The 23,396-nt window shown below is 46.1% G+C and carries 19 protein-coding genes; 9 read left to right on the forward strand and 10 right to left on the reverse strand.

The window, feature by feature from the left end:
- Positions 1 to 36 precede the first annotated feature (36 nt).
- The 3 genes from SPIGRAPES_RS11390 to SPIGRAPES_RS11400 form a co-directional block, all read right to left on the reverse strand.
- Positions 37 to 828: an alpha/beta hydrolase gene (locus SPIGRAPES_RS11390; protein WP_014270904.1), complete on the reverse strand. Its 792-nt coding sequence runs from the start codon at positions 826 to 828 to the stop codon at positions 37 to 39.
- A gap of 82 nt (positions 829 to 910) precedes the next feature.
- Complete coding sequence (locus SPIGRAPES_RS11395) at positions 911 to 1,861, reverse strand: homoserine O-succinyltransferase (RefSeq protein ID WP_014270905.1); 951 nt, start codon at positions 1,859 to 1,861, stop codon at positions 911 to 913.
- Positions 1,862 to 1,874: 13 nt separating this feature from the next.
- Positions 1,875 to 3,164: an O-acetylhomoserine aminocarboxypropyltransferase/cysteine synthase family protein gene (locus tag SPIGRAPES_RS11400; protein ID WP_014270906.1), complete on the reverse strand. Its 1,290-nt coding sequence runs from the start codon at positions 3,162 to 3,164 to the stop codon at positions 1,875 to 1,877.
- A gap of 593 nt (positions 3,165 to 3,757) precedes the next feature.
- Here SPIGRAPES_RS11400 and SPIGRAPES_RS11405 point away from each other — a divergent pair.
- Positions 3,758 to 4,684: a PadR family transcriptional regulator gene (locus tag SPIGRAPES_RS11405; protein ID WP_014270907.1), complete on the forward strand. Its 927-nt coding sequence runs from the start codon at positions 3,758 to 3,760 to the stop codon at positions 4,682 to 4,684.
- Here SPIGRAPES_RS11405 and SPIGRAPES_RS11410 read toward each other — a convergent pair.
- The 7 genes from SPIGRAPES_RS11410 to SPIGRAPES_RS11440 all read right to left on the reverse strand — a co-directional run bounded on the left by SPIGRAPES_RS11410 (position 4,677) and on the right by SPIGRAPES_RS11440 (position 12,939).
- On the reverse strand, positions 4,677 to 5,138 hold the full coding sequence (locus SPIGRAPES_RS11410; protein ID WP_014270908.1) for a GNAT family N-acetyltransferase: 462 nt from the start codon (positions 5,136 to 5,138) through the stop codon (positions 4,677 to 4,679). The two genes, SPIGRAPES_RS11405 and SPIGRAPES_RS11410, sit on opposite strands and share 8 nt — an antisense overlap.
- Positions 5,139 to 5,156: 18 nt before the next feature.
- Positions 5,157 to 6,377, reverse strand: coding sequence for an MFS transporter (locus SPIGRAPES_RS11415; protein ID WP_014270909.1), 1,221 nt, complete (start codon positions 6,375 to 6,377; stop codon positions 5,157 to 5,159).
- Positions 6,378 to 6,507: 130 nt separating this feature from the next.
- Complete coding sequence (gene recQ / locus SPIGRAPES_RS11420; RefSeq protein ID WP_245535430.1) at positions 6,508 to 8,331, reverse strand: DNA helicase RecQ; 1,824 nt, start codon at positions 8,329 to 8,331, stop codon at positions 6,508 to 6,510.
- A gap of 138 nt (positions 8,332 to 8,469) precedes the next feature.
- Positions 8,470 to 9,810: an MATE family efflux transporter gene (locus SPIGRAPES_RS11425; RefSeq protein ID WP_014270911.1), complete on the reverse strand. Its 1,341-nt coding sequence runs from the start codon at positions 9,808 to 9,810 to the stop codon at positions 8,470 to 8,472.
- Between the two features lie 187 nt (positions 9,811 to 9,997).
- Entirely contained in the window at positions 9,998 to 10,993 is a 996-nt protein-coding gene (locus SPIGRAPES_RS11430) for a D-isomer specific 2-hydroxyacid dehydrogenase family protein (protein ID WP_014270912.1), read from the reverse strand.
- 15 nt (positions 10,994 to 11,008) lie between these two features.
- Positions 11,009 to 12,025 (reverse strand): PTS sugar transporter subunit IIC, encoded by a 1,017-nt coding sequence (locus SPIGRAPES_RS11435; RefSeq protein WP_014270913.1) that lies wholly within the window; start codon positions 12,023 to 12,025, stop codon positions 11,009 to 11,011.
- 284 nt (positions 12,026 to 12,309) lie between these two features.
- Positions 12,310 to 12,939 (reverse strand): helix-turn-helix transcriptional regulator, encoded by a 630-nt coding sequence (locus SPIGRAPES_RS11440; RefSeq protein WP_014270914.1) that lies wholly within the window; start codon positions 12,937 to 12,939, stop codon positions 12,310 to 12,312.
- Positions 12,940 to 13,100: 161 nt separating this feature from the next.
- On the opposite strand from SPIGRAPES_RS11440, the gene SPIGRAPES_RS11450 reads away from it, so the two are divergent.
- From SPIGRAPES_RS11450 to gpmA, 8 genes are all read left to right on the forward strand, one after another.
- Positions 13,101 to 14,126 carry an oxidoreductase gene (locus SPIGRAPES_RS11450; RefSeq protein ID WP_014270915.1) on the forward strand — a complete coding sequence of 342 codons (1,026 nt, stop codon included), beginning with the start codon at positions 13,101 to 13,103 and terminating at the stop codon, positions 14,124 to 14,126.
- 177 nt (positions 14,127 to 14,303) lie between these two features.
- Positions 14,304 to 15,404, forward strand: a complete 1,101-nt coding sequence (locus SPIGRAPES_RS16620) for a TetR/AcrR family transcriptional regulator (RefSeq protein ID WP_014270916.1) — start codon at positions 14,304 to 14,306, stop codon at positions 15,402 to 15,404.
- On the forward strand, positions 15,401 to 16,699 hold the full coding sequence (locus SPIGRAPES_RS11460) for a TolC family protein (RefSeq protein ID WP_014270917.1): 1,299 nt from the start codon (positions 15,401 to 15,403) through the stop codon (positions 16,697 to 16,699). The genes SPIGRAPES_RS16620 and SPIGRAPES_RS11460 overlap by 4 nt, the downstream gene beginning before the upstream one ends.
- Before the next feature lie 16 nt (positions 16,700 to 16,715).
- Positions 16,716 to 17,645, forward strand: a complete 930-nt coding sequence (locus SPIGRAPES_RS11465) for an efflux RND transporter periplasmic adaptor subunit (protein WP_014270918.1) — start codon at positions 16,716 to 16,718, stop codon at positions 17,643 to 17,645.
- Positions 17,645 to 20,809 carry an efflux RND transporter permease subunit gene (locus SPIGRAPES_RS11470; protein WP_014270919.1) on the forward strand — a complete coding sequence of 1,055 codons (3,165 nt, stop codon included), beginning with the start codon at positions 17,645 to 17,647 and terminating at the stop codon, positions 20,807 to 20,809. Before SPIGRAPES_RS11465 ends, SPIGRAPES_RS11470 begins: the two co-directional genes overlap by 1 nt.
- A gap of 12 nt (positions 20,810 to 20,821) precedes the next feature.
- Positions 20,822 to 21,109, forward strand: coding sequence for a PG0541 family transporter-associated protein (locus SPIGRAPES_RS11475; protein WP_014270920.1), 288 nt, complete (start codon positions 20,822 to 20,824; stop codon positions 21,107 to 21,109).
- Positions 21,110 to 21,550: 441 nt separating this feature from the next.
- Positions 21,551 to 22,264, forward strand: coding sequence for a M23 family metallopeptidase (locus SPIGRAPES_RS11485; RefSeq protein ID WP_155816715.1), 714 nt, complete (start codon positions 21,551 to 21,553; stop codon positions 22,262 to 22,264).
- 376 nt (positions 22,265 to 22,640) lie between these two features.
- Positions 22,641 to 23,390: a 2,3-diphosphoglycerate-dependent phosphoglycerate mutase gene (gene gpmA / locus SPIGRAPES_RS11495; RefSeq protein ID WP_014270922.1), complete on the forward strand. Its 750-nt coding sequence runs from the start codon at positions 22,641 to 22,643 to the stop codon at positions 23,388 to 23,390.
- Positions 23,391 to 23,396 lie beyond the last annotated feature (6 nt).

Below are 23,396 nucleotides of genomic sequence, written 5' to 3' on the forward strand. Positions count from 1 at the left end.
GAGGTAATAGAGCATCGGAAAACAGGGGCTATTTTTCTAGGTCTCTTGTATGGGGAAGAAGAACTCCAGGGCTTTTTCCAAAGCTTGGTTGAAAAAGATCCAGTTATGTTCCCCTGTTCTTTCTTCGAAAGTACAGGGAGATCCCATTGTATGTAGAACATTGTTGAATCGTCTGTTTTCTTCCAGAAAAGAATCTTCAGTTCCACAAGATAGATAGAGGGAAGGGCTTTCCCCTTTTAGAAATGCCCTTTGTGCAAGCTCTGTGAGCTCGAATTCTGGTTTAGAGCAAAAATCCTGGCCAAAGATTGCCTGGAAATCTTGTACCAACTGTTTCCCGAACAATTGGTTGTTTTGTTCGGAAGTATTGTTTTCCATAATTCCAAGCCCTTCCTTGAGAAATAGGCATGCAGGGGAAAAAGCTGCACAGCCGCCATACTCGCCAGGATTCGAAAAGGCTAATTTCAAGGCTCCGTAACCTCCCATTGAGGCTCCAATTGCAAAAGTGTCTTCACGTTTTGCGCTTATATTGAAAACATTCTTTACTACTTGAGGGAGTTCCTTTGCATAATAGGAAAAATACTTTTGTCCATACTGCATATCAGTATAAAAACTTCTGCCTACTTCGCCCATGATGAATATTGCATCATAGCGCTCAGCGAATACAGGAAGCATGGTATAGTTCAGCCAGTCTGCATTATTGCCACATAATCCATGCAGTAGATATATTACTTTATGCGCCTGGGAACCAAGGGCTTTGTTGGGTAAATAGATTGAAAGCCCTGTTTCCATTTCAAGATAGGTTGAAAAAAAAGAACCCTGCAAAATCATTCTCAAGCACTCCTCGAAAAGTATTCTAGGATTTGAGAGAATCCAAGTCAAGGCAGGAGAATTCCCTGCCTTGACTTGGATATCAGAAATTGCAGGGTTGCCGGGCTTTTGTTTTCTCTGGCAATTTTTCAATATCGAAAGGGGTTTCCTGATACACGAAATAGTTCAACCAGTTACTGAACAAGAGATTGGCATGTGATCGCCAACAAACCGTAGGGGCTCGGGAACTATCATTGTCTGGATAATAGTTACGGGGCAGGGAAGGGTTTTTCCCCGCTTCAAGATCCCTGCGGTACTCATTGTCCAAAGTCAGGTCATCATATTCGCTATGACCGGTTACAAATACCTTCCGACCATCCTTGCTTGCTGCCAGATATAACCCAGCCTCTTTTGAAACGCTCAACACCTCAAGGTCTTCGATGGCATGGACATCTTCGGTGAAGACAGTGGTATGCCTGCTATGGGGTGCAAAGAAAGTGTCATCGAATCCCCGCACCAGTTTATTCTTTGGTTGGAGAACCGAATGGGGGAATATGCCGAAGAGTTTCTTTTTCAAAGGATGTTTTTCCAATCCATAGTATGTATGGAGGGCTGCCTGGGCCCCCCAGCAGATAAAAAGAGAGGCATAGACATTGGTTTCCGCCCACGCAAGGATTTTAGTAAGTTCCTCCCAATACTGGACCTCGGCAAATTCTTTGGTCTCTACCGGGGCACCGGTTACTAGCAACCCATCGAACTGCTGGGATTGTACATCGGCAAAGGTCTGGTAGAACGTTTTGAGGTAGGAAAGCTGCGTGTTTTGGCTCTGGTAGGTTGCTGTGCAGAGGAACGTTGTCTCTACCTGCAAAGGGGTGTTCCCAATCAGTCGGAGGAGCTGGGTCTCTGTTGCAACCTTGGTGGGCATGAGATTCAAGATGGCAATTCTCAGCGGTCGGATGTCCTGGGAAACAGCCCGTTCACTGGTCATGACAAAGATATTTTCCTCAGTTAATGTTTGGACGGCAGGAAGGCCTCCGCATGTTTTTACTGGCATAGCTGACTCCTTGTTAGATTGCCGCGAAAGCCTGGTCAAGATCAGAAATGATATCATCAACATGTTCAATCCCGATTGAGAACCTGATCGTATTGCCTTGGATTCCCTGTTGTTGCAATTCTTCCTGGTTTAATTGAGCATGCGTGGTACTGGCCGGATGGATTACCAATGATTTTGCATCTGCAACATTCGCCAGAAGCGAAAATATCTGAAGGTGGTCTATAAATGCCTTGGCTTCTTTCTCCCCTCCTTTCACCGTGAAGGTGAAAATTGAAATTCCCCCCTTGGGAAAGTACTCGTTATAAAGTTTGTGGTGCCTGTTTCCGGGTAAACAAGGATGTTTAACTGACTCAACTTTTGGATGCTCGCAGAGGTAGGCAACCACCTTGAGTGCATTCTCTACATGTCTTTCCACCCGTAGGGAAAGGGTTTCCAGACCTTGGAGGAACAAAAAAGCATGCAACGGGGCAATGGTTGCTCCGGTGTCTCTGAGCAATACCGCCCTTGCTTTCGTAATCCAGGCAGCTGCGCCGGCAGTCTTGGTGAAACAGAACCCATGGTAGCTGGGATTTGGTTTCGTAAGGGACTCGAATTTGCCACTCGACTCCCAGTCGAATTTCCCGCTGTCGATGATGACACCCCCGATTGCAGTCCCATGCCCCCCGATGAATTTTGTTGCCGAGTGGACTACGATATCTGCACCGAATGCAATAGGTCGAACAAGGTACGGTGTGGCAAAGGTATTATCGACTACCAAGGGAATATTGTGCCGGTGGGCAACAGCTGCAACTGCTGCTATATCGATGAGGGTGGCATTTGGATTTCCGATGGTCTCGATGAAGAGAGCTTTTGTGTTTGGCCTGATTGCCCTCTCAAAACTGCCTTGTTCATCTGCATCGACGAAGGTCGTGGTTATGCCGAATTCGGGAAGAGTATGGGCTAAAAGGTTGTACGTTCCGCCGTAAATGGTTTTTGCTGAAACAAAATGATCACCGTTTTGGGCAAGATTGAGAAATGTATAATAAACAGCAGCTGCCCCAGAAGCCACAGCAAGCGCTGCAATCCCTCCTTCGAGGGCGGCGATACGTTTCTCGAAAACTTCCTGGGTGCTGTTTGTCAATCTCCCATAGATGTTTCCCGAATCGGAGAGGTTGAATCGCGCCTCGGCGTGTGCGCAGTCTCTGAACACATAGGAAGTGGTCTGGTAAATGGGTACGGCACGGGAATCGGTGGCACTATCGGCCTGTTCCTGTCCGACGTGGACCTGAAGTGTCTCGAAATGGAGATTTTTACTATTGCTCATGGTAGGGTTCCTTGTTTTTCAATCATGGAGATACAGCTATTGCTCTGCTGTAACGGCTCTGAAGGGAAAATTATAGGTTGCCTGCCATACGGTCTTTGACCGAACCGCATCTTGGAAAGATTGCTTGTTTCATAAAACACCTTGTGTAGGAATAGGAACCCCGGTCATTGCTAGGGTCACGATTCTCAGTTCATTGATTTGATTGCTTGCAAAGGTTGTTGTATGTTATGCGCAGCGGCACATCATACCATCTGGTGAATCAGTCATAGACATTGACTTCATGGTGCCGCCTCCAAGAAAAGGATATCCTACCAAAATGGTTGGAATTTCGGATAGCATACAGAACTTGCTTCCTTTTAGTCAAGTAGGGATTGCCTATTTTCTATAATTGAAACAGGGCAAAAGAATTGTTTTTATACGGTTGTTTTTCGAGTTTCAAGACAACCGAAAAGTTAGGGTAATCTGCAGGGTCTGTTTTCTATAGATGTCTAGAATTGTAAACCAGAAACAATCCTATAGATTGAGGTCAAGCTTGACAGTTTCTTATAACCTATGGTAAAAGTAACATATGTTATAAATATAAGGAGTATCAGATGGTTCCAATAGGAAATGCAATCCTGGGGGTTTTGAGCTGGAAACCTTGTACAGGTTATGAACTGAAAAAGCTATTTGAAACCTCGTCATTCATGTATTGGTCTGGAAATAATAACCAGATCTATAAGACTTTGTTATTGCTCAAGAAAGAAGGACTTGTAGAGAATGAGGTAATCCACCAGGAAAGCTCACCCTTGAAAAAACGATATTTTATTACAGGGGCCGGTACAGATGCCTTGAGAAAATGGTTGAAATCTTCTCCTCAGGCTCCTGAATATCGAAAATCCTTCCTTGTGCAGGTAGCCTGGTCTGATTCTTTGTCTGACCAAGAGTTGGACCTGATGCTGTCAGCCTATGAAGAGGAATTGACCTTGCATTCAGTCATGGAACAGGAAAAAATGAAACGTGGCCTAAACAATCCCCGAAGAAATTCCCGTGAAGAGTATATCTGGGAAGCTATAGCCCAGAATATCCTCGATTCTTACAAGAAGGATTTGGATTGGGTGAGAGAGGTGAGGCAACAACTTCGTGAAATTCCTCCCGCTGTCGAGGAATCCCTTATTCACTATGTCTTCGGGGAAGCCGATGCAAAGCCGTATCTGGAAGTCTTTTCGGCTTCTCCCCCGATGGGGACAACAGAAGATATCATTAGGTTGCTTGGTCTCTGCAGCGAACGTAAAACCCATCTGCTTTTGTTGCATGAATCAGCGTTGGCAGAGACGTTTTTCCATCTCTCTTCCAAGGTAGCTGGCAATATGCTACAGAAACTTGCCAACTATACTATGAAAACGGCATTGATTGTTTCTTCTTCAGACCGTTACCAAGGCAAGTTCTGGGAAATGGCGTTAGAGGCAAACCGTAGCGGTCAATTCAGGATTTTTGAGCAGAAAGAAGATGCCATAACCTGGCTTACTTCTCCTAGATGAGTTCTTTCTTCATGCAGATACTGCTCTCTATTTGCCTATAGGGGCCATAATTGGGTATTACCCTGTAGTTCCTATGGGCATAGAGACCTCTGGCTGAGTGCAAGTGTTTTCCCGTCTCCAAGACGGCGAAAGAATATCCCTCTTCTTTTCCAATCCGTTCGAGTTCTGCAAGCAGGAGCTTGGACAGCCCTAGGCCTCGATATTCCTCTTTTACGAAAACCCGTTTGATTTCCACAGTATTGGAATCGAATTGCTTGAAAGCTCCACAGGCAACAGGGATTTTCTCCTGATAGATAAGTACCACTACCAGAATTGCATCCAATTGGTTGTATTGCTCGCAAAGTTGATGGGCTTGCTGGCAGGACTTATCAAGTTCCCTATCCAAAAGGGTGACCAGATACAGGAAATCAGGATCTGCTGTATCGACAATCTTACTATGAAATTCTTTTTCCATCGGGTTTCCTCATCTGCCTTACTCCAAGGCAATCCCTTGTTTCTGTATGGTATAGGGCTTGAAGGCCCACAGGTAGGCGACACAGAGAAGTGTTGCAAGAATTGCCATGAGCAGGAAAGCAAGCTGCAGGGACCAATGGTCACCGATAGCCCCTGCAATGGGAAATATAAGGATCATAAAAAAACTGAAAGCCATACTCTGCAGTGACAATATCGTTGCCCTCTGGGCACTGGGGATAAGCCGATTCAGATAGGTCCCGATGGAGGCAATGAGAATTCCCTCGATACAGCCGGTAAGGACATAAAAGAATTCCTGGTAGGTACCTAGCGCGACCCCCCAGAGGCATATGATCAGAAGCAGAGGCATGGAGGTCAGAACGCCCCTTTCTCCTATCTTCCGCTCAATTTTACCCGCAAAGAGGGCCGTAAGGCCTGCTACGAGTGCGTTGGCAGCAAACACGATTCCTATCTGGAATTCTGTTTTCCCGCCGGACACCCAGAAATTCTGCAGATAAAAGAACAAGACAGTAAGGAAACAGAATAACGATTCGGAAAACACAATAAAAAAAGCAATCCGTTTACGGCTTTTGAGAAGCAGGAAACTTTCTTTCATTTGGCTCTGCATCGACAACCCGATTTTTTTCGAAAGGCTTGCTTCGAGATTTTTTGTCGTAACCCTTTCAATTTCCGGTTCGATGAACAACAGGGCAAGGCAGGCTCCAAGGACATAGAAACCCATGGTCAGGGAGAAAACCCACTTGTAGGAGTGGACGGCAAGGTATCCTCCCAGAAGAAAACTGGCAATAGCGGCTATCTGGTAGCATAATTCCTGCTTACCGGCTACCTGGATATAGATATCCTGCTTCTCATCGAGTAGCAAGGAATCATAGACCAGGGCGTCTCCTGCTCCCGACTCCAGGTTGTTGCCTAGGGCTGTCAGGATGAAACCCAAGGCTTGCAAGAGAAAACCAGAAGAGAAAAACATGATAGCGACACTCAGTACTGCTGCAATCCTTCCCAGTATCCGACTTAGTTTTCTTCCCCAGAGGTCTGCAATGACTCCTGTTGGGACTTCCATAAGAAAGCTGGTAACATGGTAAATTCCTTCCAGTATTCCGAGCTCGACCAAAGAGAAACCTTTGAGTGCAAGGTAAATCATCCATATCCCATGGGTCAGGTTCAAGGTAGACAATGCGGTAAACAGATAATTCAATCCAATGTTTCGCCCATAGCGGTTCATGTATGACTCCCCTTCCAAACCCATAGATTGTACCCATAGTGGAACTTGTTTGTCCAGCTAATTATAAAGAAGGGAGGAAAAGGAGACATAAGGCTTTAAGCAAGAGAAATATTTTCTTACAGAATAATTCTCATGCCTCTTTGTTATATTCTTTGATTGCCTGCAAAAAGTATGAACCGTAGGCTTCCAGTTTCTTCTCCCCGACACCAGAGACGGAGAGGAACTGGGAAGAGGTTTCTGGCTTGAGGCCTGCCATTTCAGTCAGGGTTTTGTCCGAGAAAATGATATACGGCGGTACCTTATGCTCCTGGGCCAGTTCAGAGCGAACGTGCTTCAACTTTTTTAACAGGACTTCGTCAGTAAAACCAAGGAAGTCGCTGCCATGGTTTTTCCCAGGTATTTCTTTCTTGGTTGCTACCGTTGCCTCGCTGACGTAGAAAAGCTCTTGACCCAACAACACTTTTCTGCCTGAGGCAGTCATGCGAAGTATATTGAAGCGTTCGCTGTCCTGATACACTATCTGCTGTCCGATCATTTCCTCTACGATACCCCGCCACCACTTCTTTGGTTTGTCCTTTCCTACAGAAAAGGTCTTGAGTGCCTGATGGTTATTGCTTCGAACCTTTTCCGTGTCTGCACCCCAGACGATATCAATGATGTGTCCTGCCCCGAATCCTTCATTGGTTCTTGCCATTGCCGAAAGTATCATGCGGGCATCCTGGGTAGCCTCGACTTTTTTCGATACATTGTTGCAGACATCACAGCTTTTACAGTTTCCCTCATGGGCCTCCCCGAAATACTCAAGAATTTGTTTTCGTCGACAGACCTGCACGGTTGCAAACCGAACAATACGATTGAGGCTTGCTTTTGCTTTTTCCTGTTCTGCAGGGTCCTCGATCTGCTCAATGAAGTATTGTTGTCTGGCAACATCCCCTGCTCCGAAGAACATAATGCAATCGGAGGCAAGCCCATCACGGCCGGCCCTGCCAGTTTCCTGATAATACCCCTCCATGTTTTTCGAAAGATCACCATGGATGACATAGCGGATATTGCTTTTGTCTATACCCATGCCAAAGGCTATCGTGGCTACGATGACATCGGCTTTGTCATTGTTGAACAAGTCTTGGTTCTTTGCCCGTTCTTCCCTGCTAAGGCCTGCATGGTAGTAGAGCGCCTTTATCCCTTGGGTTTTTAGATATGCTGCGGTTTTCTCTACATCTTTTCTGCTGATTCTGTACACGATGCCCGATTCTTCACTATGGAGTTTGATGAAATCTGCTATCTGTGACAATATTTCGGTTTTCTGGCGAACTTCGTAATACAACTCCTTACGGTTGAAAGAAGCCCTGACTGTCAAAGGGTCCCGCATCTTGAGGATACGGATGATATCATCCTGTACCTGCTGGGTGGCGGTTGCCGTAAAACCTGCCAGCGGAACCGTTGGGAAGGCATCACGAATTTGAGCCAAAGATAAATAGTCAGGCCGGAAATCGTGTCCCCATTCACTGAGGCAATGGGCTTCGTCGATGGCAAAGAAGGAGATATTGAGCGTTTGCAGCCATTGCAGGTATCCATCGATTGCCAATCGCTCGGGGGAGATGTATAGCAGTTTGATTTCATTTCGGTGGAGCCGGGCATAAATCTCAGTTATCTCTTTGCTTTCAAGACTGCTGTTCAAGAAAGATGCGGCAATGCCCTTGGAGACGGCATCATCGACCTGGTCCTTCATTAAGGCAATCAATGGGCTGATGACGACTGTCAGCCCCTCGAACATCACAGCGGGTATCTGGTAGCACAGGCTTTTTCCACCCCCTGTGGGCATGGACGTAAACACATCACGCCCTGAAAGGATGGCAGATATGACCTCTTTTTGGTTATCCCGAAAAGAATCATAGCCAAAGACTGTCTTGAGAATCTTCTTGGCCCGAACGATAGAAAGAGAATTTCCTGGCAATTGAATGCACCCCCGCAAACGGAATGGCCATACCATCCCAGAACTGTTGCACCAGTATACCCTAGAGCAAAAGGGACAGGGAAGGATAAAGCCAAAGGTTTGTAAAAGCACAGCCCAATGTTTGCTCCTTCAGGTAGACTATAATTTGTTCTTCATCCAGCCGGAGGTGAAATAATAGGTGAGGAAGAGTATCGAACTCAAAGTCCAGGTGATTGGGTAGGCCCAGAAGACAATTCTGATGTCCATCAGGATTGTAAGCCCAATCTTGATGTATAGCATCCGTATAATGCACCAGCAGGATAACATGACAGACATGGGAACGATGGATTTTCCTGCGCCTCGAAACAGACCCGCCATGGTATGGGAAAGGGCAACTGCGAAGAGGAACGTGGAAGCAATCCGTGCCTTTTGTATCCCTATGGCGATGACTTCACTGTCCCTGCTGAAAAGGGAAAGCAGGGGTCCTGCATAGAGATAGAGCAGTAGGCCGATACTTTCGGCAAGGATCATGGAGAAAATGATACCAAACCTTGCCCCTTTTTTTACCCTGTCCAATTCCCCCGCTCCCAGATTCTGGCTGGTGTACGTCGTTAAGGCAAGGGCAAAACTGGTTACAGGGATCAAGGCAAAACCCTGAATCCTGAGAAAGGCCCCGTTGCCAGCCATTGCCGTAGCGCCGAATAGGTTGATACTTGCCTGAACGAAAACGTTAGCCAAGGAAGTCACAGAGTTCTGAATCCCCGAAGGAATCCCTATTTTCAAGATTTTGGGCAACATCGAGTCATGGAATCGAATCTGCCGTAATTCTATTTTATAGATTTCTTTTGAGGTGAAGAGCAGACGGAAAGAGAAAAAGACACTGACCGTCTGGCTGATAATCGTTGCATAGGCTGTGCCTGCGATGCCCAAATGGAACACAGCAACAAAGAGAATGTCCAGCACGATATTCAGTATCGAGGCTATGATCAAAAAATACAGCGGATGCCGGCTATCTCCTACGGCCCGTAGGATACCTGCCGCCGTGTTGTATAAAATAAGGGAACCGATTCCTAGAAAATATATCTGGATGTACGTATTTGCATCCTGGAATACTGAGTCAGGGGTTCCCATCCAGCGGAGGAGGTGTGGGGACCCTAAATATCCGAGAAGTGTGAGCACAAGGCTGCTGGCAAGGCCAAACGCTACGGCAGTATGGATGGCTTTGCGAACCGATGGTAAATTCCCTGAACCGAAAAAATTGGATATTACCACTCCGGCACCAACGAAAATACCCTGGAATAGACCGACCAGAAGGAAGATCATAGGTGCGCAGGAGGTAATGGCTGCAAGGGCTTCCTTGCCTACATAATTGCCGACTACCAATGAGTCAGTCGTGTTGTACAGCTGTTGAAACAAGCTTCCGATGAATATCGGCAGGGCAAAGGAGATGATATTTTTCTGAATCGATCCTGTTGTCATCAACCTTGTATTTGTTTTCATACTATTGAGCAATGTACCCCAGTTGGAAAGGGCTTTGCAAGCAAATAAGCAAAGAAATAATCTCTGGGTAAAACATAAAATTCTTGCCCATTGGTATGATTCCTTTCCTTCTTTTTCCTAGCAGGTAACAAAAAAAAGCTGTCCCACATTTCTTGTTTGGGACAGCCCTTTTAGTAAGTGTAAAAAACTAGAGGGAGATTTCGCAATCGCAGCAACTGGTTCTGATGAACTGGGAGAGACTGCTCAGCCCACAGGCTACCATGTCATCTACTGCCTGGTCGGTGTAGAAAGCCATATGTCCCGTTGCCACTACATTGTCAAGCGACTTGAGAATGGCTATGTGGTCATTGGCGATGCCACAAAGACGATTGTCGGTATGATAGATCCCAAGCTCGCCTTCCAGGACATCAAGGCCAGCGCCGGCAACATGTTTGGCTTTCAGACTGTCGATCAAAGCCTGAGTGTCTACCAGTTCCCCCCGTGCGGTGTTGATAATCTTTACGCCCTGCTTTGTCTTTGCAAGCGTTTCCTTGTTGATTATATGGTAGGTCTCATCGTTCAAGGGCATATGCAGGCTTATGATGTCAGATTCACTTAGTAAAGTATCGAGGTCGACATAGGTGGCACGCTCCTTGACAGCATCATTTTGGTAAGTGTCGTAGGCCAGGATCTTGCAGCCGAACCCGCTATAATTGTCTATGACGGTTTTCCCGATTCTTCCGGTACCCATGACCCCGATGGTCATATTTTTCATTTCCTGCCCCTGTATGCCAGGCAGGGAATAGTCATTACCGACATTTCGCTTGAGGGCTACCATGACCCTGCGGTTGACCATCAGTGCAAGCATGAGGGCAAAATCGGCAACACAATTCGGCGAGTACCGTGCATTGCTGACCCTGATTCCCAGGCGTTTGGCTGCAACCAGGTCAATATTATTGAACCCGGCACTCCTACTGGCAACGAATTTCACACCCATTGCGGCAAGAGCTTCCAAAACTGGTTCTGATGCATCGCAATTGCCCAGGATGGTTACCCCTTGGCTCCCGCTAGCTTCTTCTGCGGTTTCAAAAGAAAGGTTTCCCTTGACATATTTTATATCTAGGTCCAATTGTTTGCCAAGTCGGATGAAACTTGCTTGTTCGTCCGGCCTGCTCGCATATGCTGTTACTTTGACTGTATCCATTTTATTAATCCTTACTTAGATTTCGATAGCGTAGTCTTCGGCCTTTACGATTTTCAAACCTTTGAAGAAGAGTACTTTGAAAACAAACCCCAGGACAATGGGGAGAATCAGAAAGACCAAAAGGGTGATCATCCAGTTGGTAAACGAATAGCCGACGATTCCCAGGTGGTTTAAAGGTCCGATCAGACCGCTGATACCGAATCCTGCACTCATGGGGGTTCCTACAATTCCCAATATTCCTGCAAGGATACCCAGTACCAAAGCGTTGCAGAGCAAGGGGAGGCTCATTTTCGGATTTTTCAAGAAATTTGCCATATGCAGTTTTGGTGATCCAAGGACTGATGCTAAGGAAGTTCCCCATCCGTTTTTCTCAAAGCCTGCAATGGCAAGGCCGAACCCTGCTGCACAGATTCCGAGGTTTGCTGCTCCAGAGCTAATCCCTGAAAGGGAGACTGCCAAGGCAATTGCAACAGTGGAAATGGGTGAGATGATGATAATGCAGAAACTCATTGAAATGAGTGCACCCATCAATATTGGCTGCAAGGTTGTGCACCAAGCGATGAAATGTCCGACTTCCCCGGTGATCATGGAGACATAGGGCAAGGTAAACAGGCCGATGATCCCACTGATGGCTATGGTCAAGGTCGGTACCAGGATCATGGTGTAACTCTTGAAACGGTCACCGAACCACAGCAATAGCAAAGTAGCAATGATTGCGGTGATACCTGCATTGATGATGTCGCCCATCCCAGCAAGTACCAAGGCACCGTTTATCTGCTTGATCGCCCCACTTCCGAGCAGAGTGGAGATGGCGAGAGCCACTGAATGGATTGGTTTCATTTTGAATTGGCCGGCAATACACAACCCCATGGCTACGACTGCAAGCCGTGCAGCTATAGTGGTTAAGAGCACGAGAGTGGTCAAACCCAATGCCTTGCTGAGTTCGCCGAGGATGGCACTGGGAACCAGAGCAGCAACGATGCCGATGCTCATGCCATTGAGAATTTTGTTCATGAATTCTTTAGAGGACATAGTACTTTTTTCTCCCTTGAGGATAAATTTTTATCTAAAAGGATAATAAAATATACTATACAAATAAGTCAAGTAAATCATAAAAATTTATGATAATTCATGAAAATATTGTGTAAAAATGCTAAATAAAATGCACGAAAGAATATTAATAATATAAATATGGTGTTAGATGCTATATATATAATTTTATTATTATTTTAATTAATTAAATAATAATAATGGATTATGAACATAGAGGGGGTAAAAAGCGAAAAATTAGGAAAATGAAGGCTCGCTATGGATGACTACTCTTCTTGTCGCCCTAGCTGCTTCAGGTATTTGTATAGTGTAGGCGGAGCGATATCCAGAAGTTCACATACCTTGGGAATAGCTTGCTTTACTTTGAAAACACCCCTGTTATCCAAACGGGAAATGACATCCAGTTTGGCTTGTTTTCCCTCGAACTGGTACACATCCAGGTGTTTGACTTCCTCAAGGATGATATTGGTCATGATATCCTCGATATCAGTGCCTTCCTCGCGTTCTGTTTTAACCGGAGTTGACGAAGTGGAAAGCATATGGTCAAGGATTCCCTGGATATTGGAAAATCCCGTGATATCCTGATTTACACAGATAACATACCGCAGTTTGTCATTTTCCCTGATCATCAGGTTGCTGGTTCGCAGCAAGGTGTCTGCCTCTGATCGATTCAAGTTGCCTACCAGACGGTCGGTATGCTCTTTTTTGCACCGTGAGTCCAAGAGGGTCAATATGGAGGTAGTTGTAACGTCCCCCTCGCGCCTTTTTGAAATGGCTTTATCATTGATCCAGAGAATGGAACCCGATTGGGCATCATGAAGCAGTACCTCGGAGCTAGGCCCAAGGATTTCGCTGATGAATCTGCAGATGGAAATGAGAAGGTCCTGTGAAATCATGCTAGCTATTATAGGGCGCAAAAGAAGCAAAGGCAAGCGAGCTGTATTTAGGGAGCAGAGCTTACCATTGGTATCGCCAAGGCCGAATGCGGAGGAACTCGAGAAAAGGACAATGGTGGAAATGCAATCAAGGGGCTATACTACAGATTCAGGAGAAACGCATGAAATTATTCGATTCCTTTTTCCTTAAGCACCTTGAACTTCGCAATCGCCTGGTCATGCCCCCTATGTGCACCTATCAGGCACAAGCCTGTGATGGGAAGGTGACGCCATTTCATCAGGCCCATTACCTTGCTCCTGCCATTGGAGGAGTAGGCCTTGTCATTGTAGAGGCAACCGCGGTAGCACCTGAAGGCCGCATATCGGACTATGACCTCGGGCTTTGGTGCGATGGCCAAATTTCCGGCCTTCGGTCACTTGTCGAGGGTGTCCATGCAACGGGGGCAAAGATTGCTATCCAGCTGGGACATGCTGGACGCAAATGCGAGGCAACCAATGGGGTCTCTTCCATTTTGGGCCCTTCCCCTTTGGCTTATGACGATTCATATCGTATACCGGAAGAAATGGACGAAAAAACTATCAATCGAGTCATTGATGAGTTCAAACAAGCTGCCCGGCGTGCAGAGGAGGCTGGTTTTGACGCGATAGAAATCCATGCGGCCCATGGATATCTCATCAACCAGTTTATCAGTCCTGCGACAAACAAGCGTTCCGACCAGTATAAGGAACCCTCTTTGTTCCTTTCCCAGGTTCTGCAAGCCGTGCATGCAACCTGGCCTGTGGAAAAGCCTCTCTGGGTACGGGTCAGTGCTACCGATTACAGCCCAGACGGGTATGATGTCACCTATTGTAGCAAGGTACTTGCAGCAATAAAGCCGATGATCGATGCCGTACATGTGTCTTCCGGTGGGGTTGTCCCCATCGTTCCCCCTGTGTATCCAGGGTATCAAATCGCATTTGCCCGGACGATTGGTGAGGCTGTAGACCTCCCTGTCATTGCCGTCGGGATGCTTTCCAGCCCTGATTTGGCAGAATATGCATTGCAGAGCGGTTTTGCAGATCTTGTGGCTGTAGGCCGCGGTTTGCTTCGTAATCCGAATTGGCTTTTGGAAATTGCGTGTCAGCATCAGAAAGACTTTCTGTTGCAGCAGCCCATGTACTTGCAACGGGGATTTCCTCTTCACTAGGGTTTGTGGGGATACTTCTCTTCTTTTCTTCTCTCTGGCCAAAGAGCTTTTCTTTGACTTGAAAGCAATGGTCCCCTACCGATAGGTGGAAGGGTTTTGGTTTCTTTGCTTTTTTTTTGCGAATGCGGTTGTACCTTATTGGCAATACACATATATTACCGAATATACGGTAACATAATGGCAAAAAATACGAAACAGCAGATAATCGACGCAACATTGGGTTTGCTTGCAGTTCACCCGCTCGAACCCCTCACCATGGATGAGATAGCCAGGAAAGTAGGGATTTGCAAACCGGCCATTTACCGGCATTTTGCCAGTAAGCAGGAATTGTTGGAAACCATAGACAAAACTGTCACCAATGACTTTGGCGCTTTGTTTGCTCATATCGACCCTGCAAAGGCAAATGACATACGGTATCTTCTGACAACCTTTACCGAGTCCTTTTTACTGCAAAGGAATCATTTTGCCTTCATCGTTCACCTGATGATTGCCAGACATATTGATGTTTCTCATTTCTTGAAACGGTTGTTTGTCTATCCGGGATGTGACGATTCCGATTTTGGATTGCTCTATCGCTCCTCTTTGTATTCATATATTGCATCAAGTGATATCCGCAACGACAAGTTGTTTGCAAAGGATGTCCAGCTGTTCGTCGAAAAAATCCTTGGCTGGTATTCCCACGGTCTGGGAATTTTTTCGGAGATTGAGGACCCTGTCTGGCAAGAGGCATTGGTAGGAAAAGAAGAAATCGAAGAAGACAGGTTTTTGGTTTCCATGGACAAGGTAGCCAATACATATGGGTTGGATGGGTTGACCATGCAGAGAATTGCAAAGGAACTGCATCTTGCAAGCAGTTCAATCTATTACAGTTTTCCGACAAAGGAAGCCTTGGTCAGTGAGACTGCCTGCAAAGAACAGCTCCAGTTTTTGACTATTCTCGATCGCAAACTCTTAAATGCAAAGGATATAAGACAGGCTCTACAGATTCTGTTCAGCGCCTCGGGTTCCTATATATCCAAGCGTCCGCGCCTGGCAGTTCAGTTTATTGTGCTGTCCTGTTTTCATGACAAAGGTATTCCCTCCCAATTCCTACAGCTTCGTTATTGGAGCGATCAACTTTCCCTTCTGCAGGAGAATGCCGGAAATCTGTGTCTGTTTATGGCAATAGCCCCCCAGTTCAAATATTTCTGCAAGTCAGCCGATCCTCTCGATTGGATGAATGATACTAAAAAAATGTACCGCTATTTTACGAGCGGATGTGTAACGGAGGAATCATGAGAAAATTTTCGATGGCCTTGACCCTTGTTTTATGCATGTGCCTGGGATCAGTCTATTCCCTCGATATGACAGTCGATGAAGCTGTCAACAGGGCTTTGGCAAGCAATCAGAGCTTGCAAAGTTCTGCTTTGGATGTACAGATGGCCAAGGATGCCAGCGAAGTGAGCTGGAATGGGTTTTTACCGACTGTCCAGGCTTCGAGCACCTTGTCTAGAAGCAATGAGGTATCGAGCATTGCAAAAATGTTTGACCCAACCGCATCTGTAACCACCGCCTTTGTTGGAAACCTTTCCTTTTCCTTCAATTTCAACCCTGCTTTGATAACCAATATGGAACTTTCCAGGCAAAAATACCTTGCCGGCCAGATAACGTACGAGCAGGCAAAGGCAGAGACGGTGCTTAATGTGAAAAAACTGTTCTATGCCATTTTGCTCCAGCAGCAGAGCTTGGCCCTGCAACAGGAAACACTGGCGAATACGGAAGCCCGGATGGAGCAAGCCCAGAATTTGTATGCACAGGGCTATGCCACTGAACTTACGGTTTTGCAGGCTCAGGTTGGGTACGAGAACCTAAAGGCAATGACTCTCAAAAGCGAGCAGGCTGTGGCCCAACAACTTGCCAATTTTGCCTTTCTTTTACATCTTGATGGAGAGGAACCCTTGCATCTGGTGGGTGAAATCGAACCGGAATTCAAGACTGTTGACCTGCAACAGTGCCTTGCCAGAATCGGGGCACGGTATGACATTGCAGGCTTACTCAAACAGAAAGACATTCTCTTGGTACAAAGGGAAGCAATCGACCGGCAAATCTGGATTCCTTCGGTTTCCATCGGGTTTTCTCTGCAACCTGTTCATTCCAATATTACTGATTCCTGGTTCGACAGTAACAATTGGTCAGACAGTGGCTCTTCCAGCATGACCGTAGCTTGGAATCTCACCAATCTGCTTCCTTGGTCCGCGGGAAGGCAAAATGCAAAGGTACTTGAGAATAACGTCAAGAAAATGGATCTCCAGCTCTCGATGCTCAAGGAAAGTGCCCAGTTGCAGATTAAGAACCTCATAATCTCCCTTGCCCAGGCAGAACAAGCAATTGAAAGCAGCGAACGGTCTATTTCGCTTGCAAAGAAATCCTATGAGATGACCGTTAGTGCCTATGGCTCTGGTGTCAGGGAACTCTTGGATGTGCGCGACAGTGAGAGTCAGCTCAATCAGGCGCGGCTGGGCAAACTCAGTGAGCAGTACAATTACCTCACAGCCTTGTTGGATTTGGAATATGCTACACAAATTATATTCTAGTAGAAAGGAACCAAACATGAAAAAATACATTCTGGCAGTGACCTGCCTGTTTCTCTTGCTCTCGCTTAGCGGCTGTTCGAAAATCAAAAGTATCATTTCCCCTGCACAGGAGCCTGTAGCAACAGAGGTAAAGGTCGAAGAGCCCAAGGCAACTGCTGTACAGACCTATATAGTGGGGACCTCTGCTTTGGTCTCTTCACATAATTTCGGGGGGGATGTCTATCCTGTCGAATCTTTGGATGTCTATAGTGAAACGACCGGTAAGATTGTCAGCGTTTCCGTAAGTGAAGGGGACTTTGTCGAGAAAGACCAGGTAATTGCTGAAATTGACCAGTCGAAACCGGGGTTGAATTACAACATCAGTACCGTTAAGGCACCGATGTCCGGGGTCCTTGTCTCCTTATCCGCACAGAAAGGTGGCATTGCCACTCCCAATATTCCGGTTGGCAAGGTTATCTCAGCTGATAATCTCGAAATTCGATTCTCAGTCGTGGAACGGTATCTGTCCTTGGTGAATCTTGGACAGAAGGCCTTGGTTACTTTTGATGCATATCCTACCTTGGTGTTCCCTGCTACCATTACCAGGCTCAGTCCTGTACTGGACAGGGCAAGCCGGACGAGGACTATTTATTGCACCTTGAATGAAAAGGATAGCCGTGTCATTGCCGGTATGTATGCCAAGATCAAGGTTATTACCGAAGAGAAAGACAACTGTATTGTCGTTCCCCGGGCAACTGTCCTTACGGAAAACGAGCAATCCTATGTCTATGTCGTCGAGAATTCTATTGCCCGTAAGGTGAAGGTCACCATCGGCATTGAGAGTGAAGGGCTTCTTGAGATTACCAGCGGGTTGAAAGCGGGTATGCAAATCGTTGATAAAGGACAGAATCTTATCAGTGATGGAACAAAGGTTCTCATTTCTTCCACAGTGGAGGGTTCGAACTGATGTCCCCATCGAAAAGCGCAGTAAAACATCCAACGACGGTCTTGATTATTTTTGTGCTCTTGACCGCCTTGGGAATTTATTCCATTCAGAAATTACCGATTGACTTGTTTCCAGATATGGATATTCCCTACATTCTGGTCCAGACTACGTACACGAATGCTTCACCCTCAGAAGTGGAGGATAAGCTTACCCGTACCCTGGAGAACGCCCTTTCTGGCGTTTCGGGGCTGAAGAAACTCAGCAGTACTTCTTCAGAGGGGTCGAGTACCATTATTTTGGAATTCAATATGGGAACGGATCTGAGTGAAGCGGCCAATACGATCCGAGACCGCTTTGATCTGGTACGAAACTATCTTCCCAGCGAGGCTTTCTCACCGATGATTCTCAAGCTTGACCCTACCATGATGCCTATCATGACTTTGGCCTTGACGAGTGATTCGCTTTCACCCGAGGAGCTGCGAAAGATTGCCGATTCTACGGTGCAACCTCGATTGGAGCAGATTGATGGCGTAGCCTCAACTACGTTGTCCGGCGGCAGGGAAAGGGCCATCAGGGTAGAAATCCAGAAAGACAAACTAAAATCGTATAACCTGACCATAAGCCAGGTCAGCCAGATGATCGCCATACAGAATCTCCAGACCTCAGTCGGACAGATTGATGAGGATGGACTTGACTGGTCCATAGCTGCAAATGGCGAGTATACCTCCCTTGATGATCTGCGCAATACGGTCATTTCCTACAAAGTTGGCAGTGATGCCGAAGCCAAGCGTATTCTTCTTGGAGACATTGCCTTGGTATCTGATAGCTATAAGGACGTAGCTAGCTATGCCTATTTTGATGGGGTTCCAAGTGTAACCATTTCCATCCAGAAGCAGACAGGAAAGAATACGGTTACTACTGCCAATGCCGTGCGCAAACAGATGGCAACGATTCAGAATGTGCTGCCAGCGCATACAAAGCTTTCCGAAGCTTTCAATACCAGTGATGTTGTCGAGCAGGCGGTCGACCAGGTCGTAAACAGTGCTTTGCAAGGGGCGCTTTTGGCAGTGCTGGTTCTTTTAATCTTCTTGAGAAGTTTCAAGAGTACCTTGATTGTCGGGCTATCCATTCCCATTTCTTTGGCCATTACCTTGGGAGTGATGTATTTCTCTGGTTTTTCCCTTAACCTGATGACGCTTGCGGGGTTGGCTCTGGGGGTAGGGATGCTGGTGGATAATTCCATTGTTATTCTTGAAAATATATATAGTTACCGAGAAAATGGTACGAAGCCGACCGTCGCTGCTATTTTGGGTTCCCAGGAAATGCTTACCGCTATTGTCAGCAGTACGCTGACTACCATCTGTGTTTTCCTCCCTATGATTATGTACAAGAAGCAATTGGGCATGGCTGGGCAGGTATTCAACAGTTTGGCTTTTACCGTAGTTATTTCCTTGCTTTGTTCGCTTTTTGTAGCAGTTACGCTGGTTCCTGTCCTTGCTTCCAAGTATCTCAAGCTCGGGAACATCCAGAAGCGAAATTCCAAAGGAATTCAGAAAAAGATTTCAAGTGTGTTCGAGGCCCTGGACAATAGCTATGCCAAAATGGTGCGCTTCGTTCTCCACCACAAGGTCTTTACCTTGCTTTTCATCGTGGCTTTGCTTGGCGTGTCAATTATGCAGATTACCCGAGTCGGATTCATTTATATGCCTGAAAATGAACAGAATAGCGTTTCGGTGAACATAGAGTTGCCCCAAGGTACCAATCTGGATGTCACAAACGATGTTTTGCAGCAATTCAATGCATTGGCTCTCGAGAGTCTTGAAGGTGTAAAAATGAGCGTTAGCTCCAGTGGCGGGGGAAGTAATCCTATGGCTTCCTCTGGCGGTGCCAACACAGCATCAGCCCGTTATACGCTCTACTCGAGCAATGAACGACAGGAAGGGTGGGATAATGATGCGTCTGCACGAAAGAAGCTTGAACAGTTGTTCAATCTCTTTCCCGAGGCGAAATTTACCATTGAAAGTAGTTCCCTTACCAGTAGCCTTGGAGGCGGTGGCCTCGATATCTCAATCAAGAGCAATGACTTGGAACTCTGTAGGGAAACTTCACTTGCAATCAAGCAGTTGCTTACCAATGAGGCAGGCTCCTTGGTAAAGGATGTGGAAAGTTCACTCAACGATGGCCTTCCGCAGTTGACCATAGTGTATGACAGGGAAAGGATGTATGCCCTGGGGCTTAATATTGCATCGGTCAATAGCGAATTGCAATCTGCAATTAAGGGGGCAACGGTCACCCGGTATCGTGAGAACGGTGATGAGGTCGACGTAATTGTAGGTTTGCGGGCAGAGGATAAGAGCCAGATAGCAGATCTGGATGAGATTACTGTGTCAAATTCCAGCGGGATGAAGATTTCGCTTTCCAATTTTGCACACTATGAGCGGAGTAAGGCCCCTGTTTCCATAACAAGGGAGGACCAGAGCCGTATCGTCCATGTAACGGCGAAACTCCAGGAAGGGCAGACCGTCGACAAGGTACAGAAGGAAGTCGAAAAGATGGTAGCTGCCAATATTCCTTCTGACAATGATTTGATACTTAGCTATGGTGGTGATTACCAGCAATTAATGGAAGGCCTGCGCACGTTTGCGGAGATTATCATCATTGCAATACTTTTGGTATTTGCAGTCATGGCAAGTCAATTCGAATCGTTCCTCAAGCCTTTTATCATTATCTTCTCCATACCGCTCTCGATTATCGGTATCGTTGCAATCTACATGATTACCGGCCAGACCTTCAGTTTGATCACTGCTGTCGGGTTGTTGATACTGGTAGGCATCATCGTTAACAATGGCATTGTGTTGGTCAGTTATACGGATTTGCTGCAGAAACGGGGATTCTCGTTGGAAGAAGCCTGCGTACAGGCTGCAAAGAGCAGACTTCGCCCGATTCTGATGACTACGCTTACCACTATTCTTGCCCTGGTTCCCATGGCCTTTTTCCCTGGCGAAGGTTCGGAGATGGTCCAGCCTATAGGCCAGACTGTTCTTGGAGGCCTGGGGTTCGGAACCTTGATGACTCTCTTCCTTATGCCGACTCTCTACTATGTGTTCAACAGGGGTAGTGAAAAGAGAATGCACAAGAAGATGGAGAAAGAAGTTGAGCGATTGTCTGATTCGCAACAGTTATAAGAAGGAAAAGAGATGAAAAAACTTGAGATTATCGTTAGTCAGGCGATCGACGAGGACTTTCTGCATGATTGCAAGGTTCTGAGGGTAGCCCAGCATTATACCAAGGCTGTAGGCGTGCTTGGCTCAGGCCATAGTGTACCCAAGATGGGGGATGAGATTTGGCCACAGCTGAACAACCATTACATGATTGTCGTTGAGGATGAGGAAATGGAGGCGATTAAACGAATCGTAGACAATCTGAGAAAGACCTATCCCAACGAAGGTATTGCGTGTTTTGTTTCCAGCGTGGAGGCCTTATAATCGTTGGGTTTCCCAGATAGTGCAAACTCAAAAGAGAAAAGCCGGGGCATGGAAGTGTATGTACTGCATGCCCCGATTAAAAAAGAACAATCCCCTGCAAGACTTTACAATCTGCAGGGGTTCTTTATTTTTCTCACTCCCAAGGCTCTGAGCCAAGATGCAAAGCTCTTGCCGTTATCGCAATACTCTGCGTATACTCAAAGCTAGATTGTCCTGATAGAAAATAGCTTCTAACCTATGCTTCGATCGAAGCTTGGAAGGTTGGAGTGATTGCTGGGTTTGTCTTGGTAGTATTCTTGAAAAAAGGTGTACTGTATAGGAATCAATACAATACAAATAGATTCAGTTTCAGGGAGAAAGGCTTTTGGGTAAAACGGGGGTTTACCCTGACCAAGGAGAGCCTGGAAAGAACCGAAAATAGGCTAGTTTTTATACTACGTATTGGATAATGCAATTTCTGATGAGAAGGAATGTACTATGTTGCTGGTATCGCCTCCCTTGCTTGGAGTCTATATTTCACCAAATACCCCTGGGTCAAAAGTTCCGAGTCACGGAACATCCTGCTTTGGCGAAGAGTATGCAATAGATTTTGTGATGATCCCGGAGTCTGGTAAAAGCAAAAAACCCTATAGAAAAAGTTTTTTTAGCTATGTATGCAAAGGGCTTCCCCTGGATGATTTTTATGGATGGGGCCAAAGAGTATATTCTCCGGTAAACGGCAGAGTCATTGAAGTTGAAAACACCATACGCGAGCGTAATCCAGTCAATATTTTTAAAGACTATAAAAATACAATTACTGTAACCCATGAATTTATGAAGAATTATGCGTCTTCAAAGATGATCACGGGTAACTATGTAATGATTGAAATGGCAAAGGATGCATATGCATTGCTAGTACACTTGAAGCAAGGGTCTGTATGTGTACAAGTAGGCCAAGAAATAACTACACATGACGTCCTGGGGGAATTAGGGCATTCGGGAAATTCAACAATGCCTCATCTGCATATGCAATTTATGGATAGCAGGGATTTTTCAATTGCCAAAGGACTTCCGTTTATATTTGATACGTACAAAATCAAAAATACTACAAACTGGGTTACGATAAGAAATGCAGTACCCAAAGTGGAAGATATCATAAAATTTGAAATGGAATAGGGGAAGGGCGACGGCAACTGATGCAAACCAATTCGTTTGTTGGCAACAAATCAAAGGGAACCCCTGCACAAAAAGGTTGAAACGGGAATAAATTTCGGGTTTTTCAGCGAACATTCCCTCGTATACCCCCAGTTTCTTCCAGAATTCCTGCATCAGGGAAAACACTCTTTTTACAGCTTAGCATTGCCTCTTTCCCTTCGCCTCGTAACAAGGTTTCAGTTTGGCAATAGCATTGGGGAGAAGCCCTATGTTTTCGTAGCTCTTATCCATGTAATACCTTAGGTTTCTTCTTCTGGCAGTGTTATACTGATTGAGTCAGCAGGTTTACACTGAACGATGACCTGGTGAGATCGAGCTTTTATAGGGGGTCTTTACAATGAAACTGGTATTGTTACGACACGGGCAGAGCCTGTGGAATTTGGAAAACCGCTTTACGGGTTGGACAGATGTTCCCCTGAGTGAAGCCGGTAGGCTGGAAGCATCTGAAGCTGGACGACTCCTGAAAGAAGAGGGTTTTGACTTTGACTGTTGCTATACTTCGTATCTGAAGAGGGCAATCCAAACCCTCGACCTTGTCTTGGAGCAAATGGACCGGCAGTGGTTGCCTGTCGTGAAAAGCTGGAAACTCAATGAACGGCACTATGGGGCCCTGCAGGGGTTGAACAAGGCTGAAACGGCTGTGAAATATGGTAATGAGCAGGTTCTGCTCTGGAGACGGTCCTTTTCGGTGCAGCCCCCATCGCTTTCAATAAACGATGAGAGAAATCCTGCCTTACAGAACCAATACCGAGGCATCGATAAGAATGTACTACCTTTTACCGAAAGCCTGAAAGATACCATAGCGCGAACCATCCCCTATTTTGAAGAGGAAATCAAACCCCGTATGCTTAAGGGAGAACGGATTTTGATTGTTGCCCATGGCAATTCATTGCGTGCGCTGGTGATGTATTTTGAACATCTCAGCGAAGATGAGATTATGCAGGTAAATATCCCTACAGGAATTCCTCTTATCTATACGTTCTCCAAGGATTTTTCAGTGAAGAAAAAATACTATCTGGGGGACAGTGGGGAGATTGCCGAGAAGATGCGGCAAGTGAGTGACCAAGGGAAGGCGACCAAAGCCTAGGCAGAG

Source organism: Sphaerochaeta pleomorpha str. Grapes, assembly GCF_000236685.1.
Lineage (GTDB): Bacteria > Spirochaetota > Spirochaetia > Sphaerochaetales > Sphaerochaetaceae > Sphaerochaeta > Sphaerochaeta pleomorpha.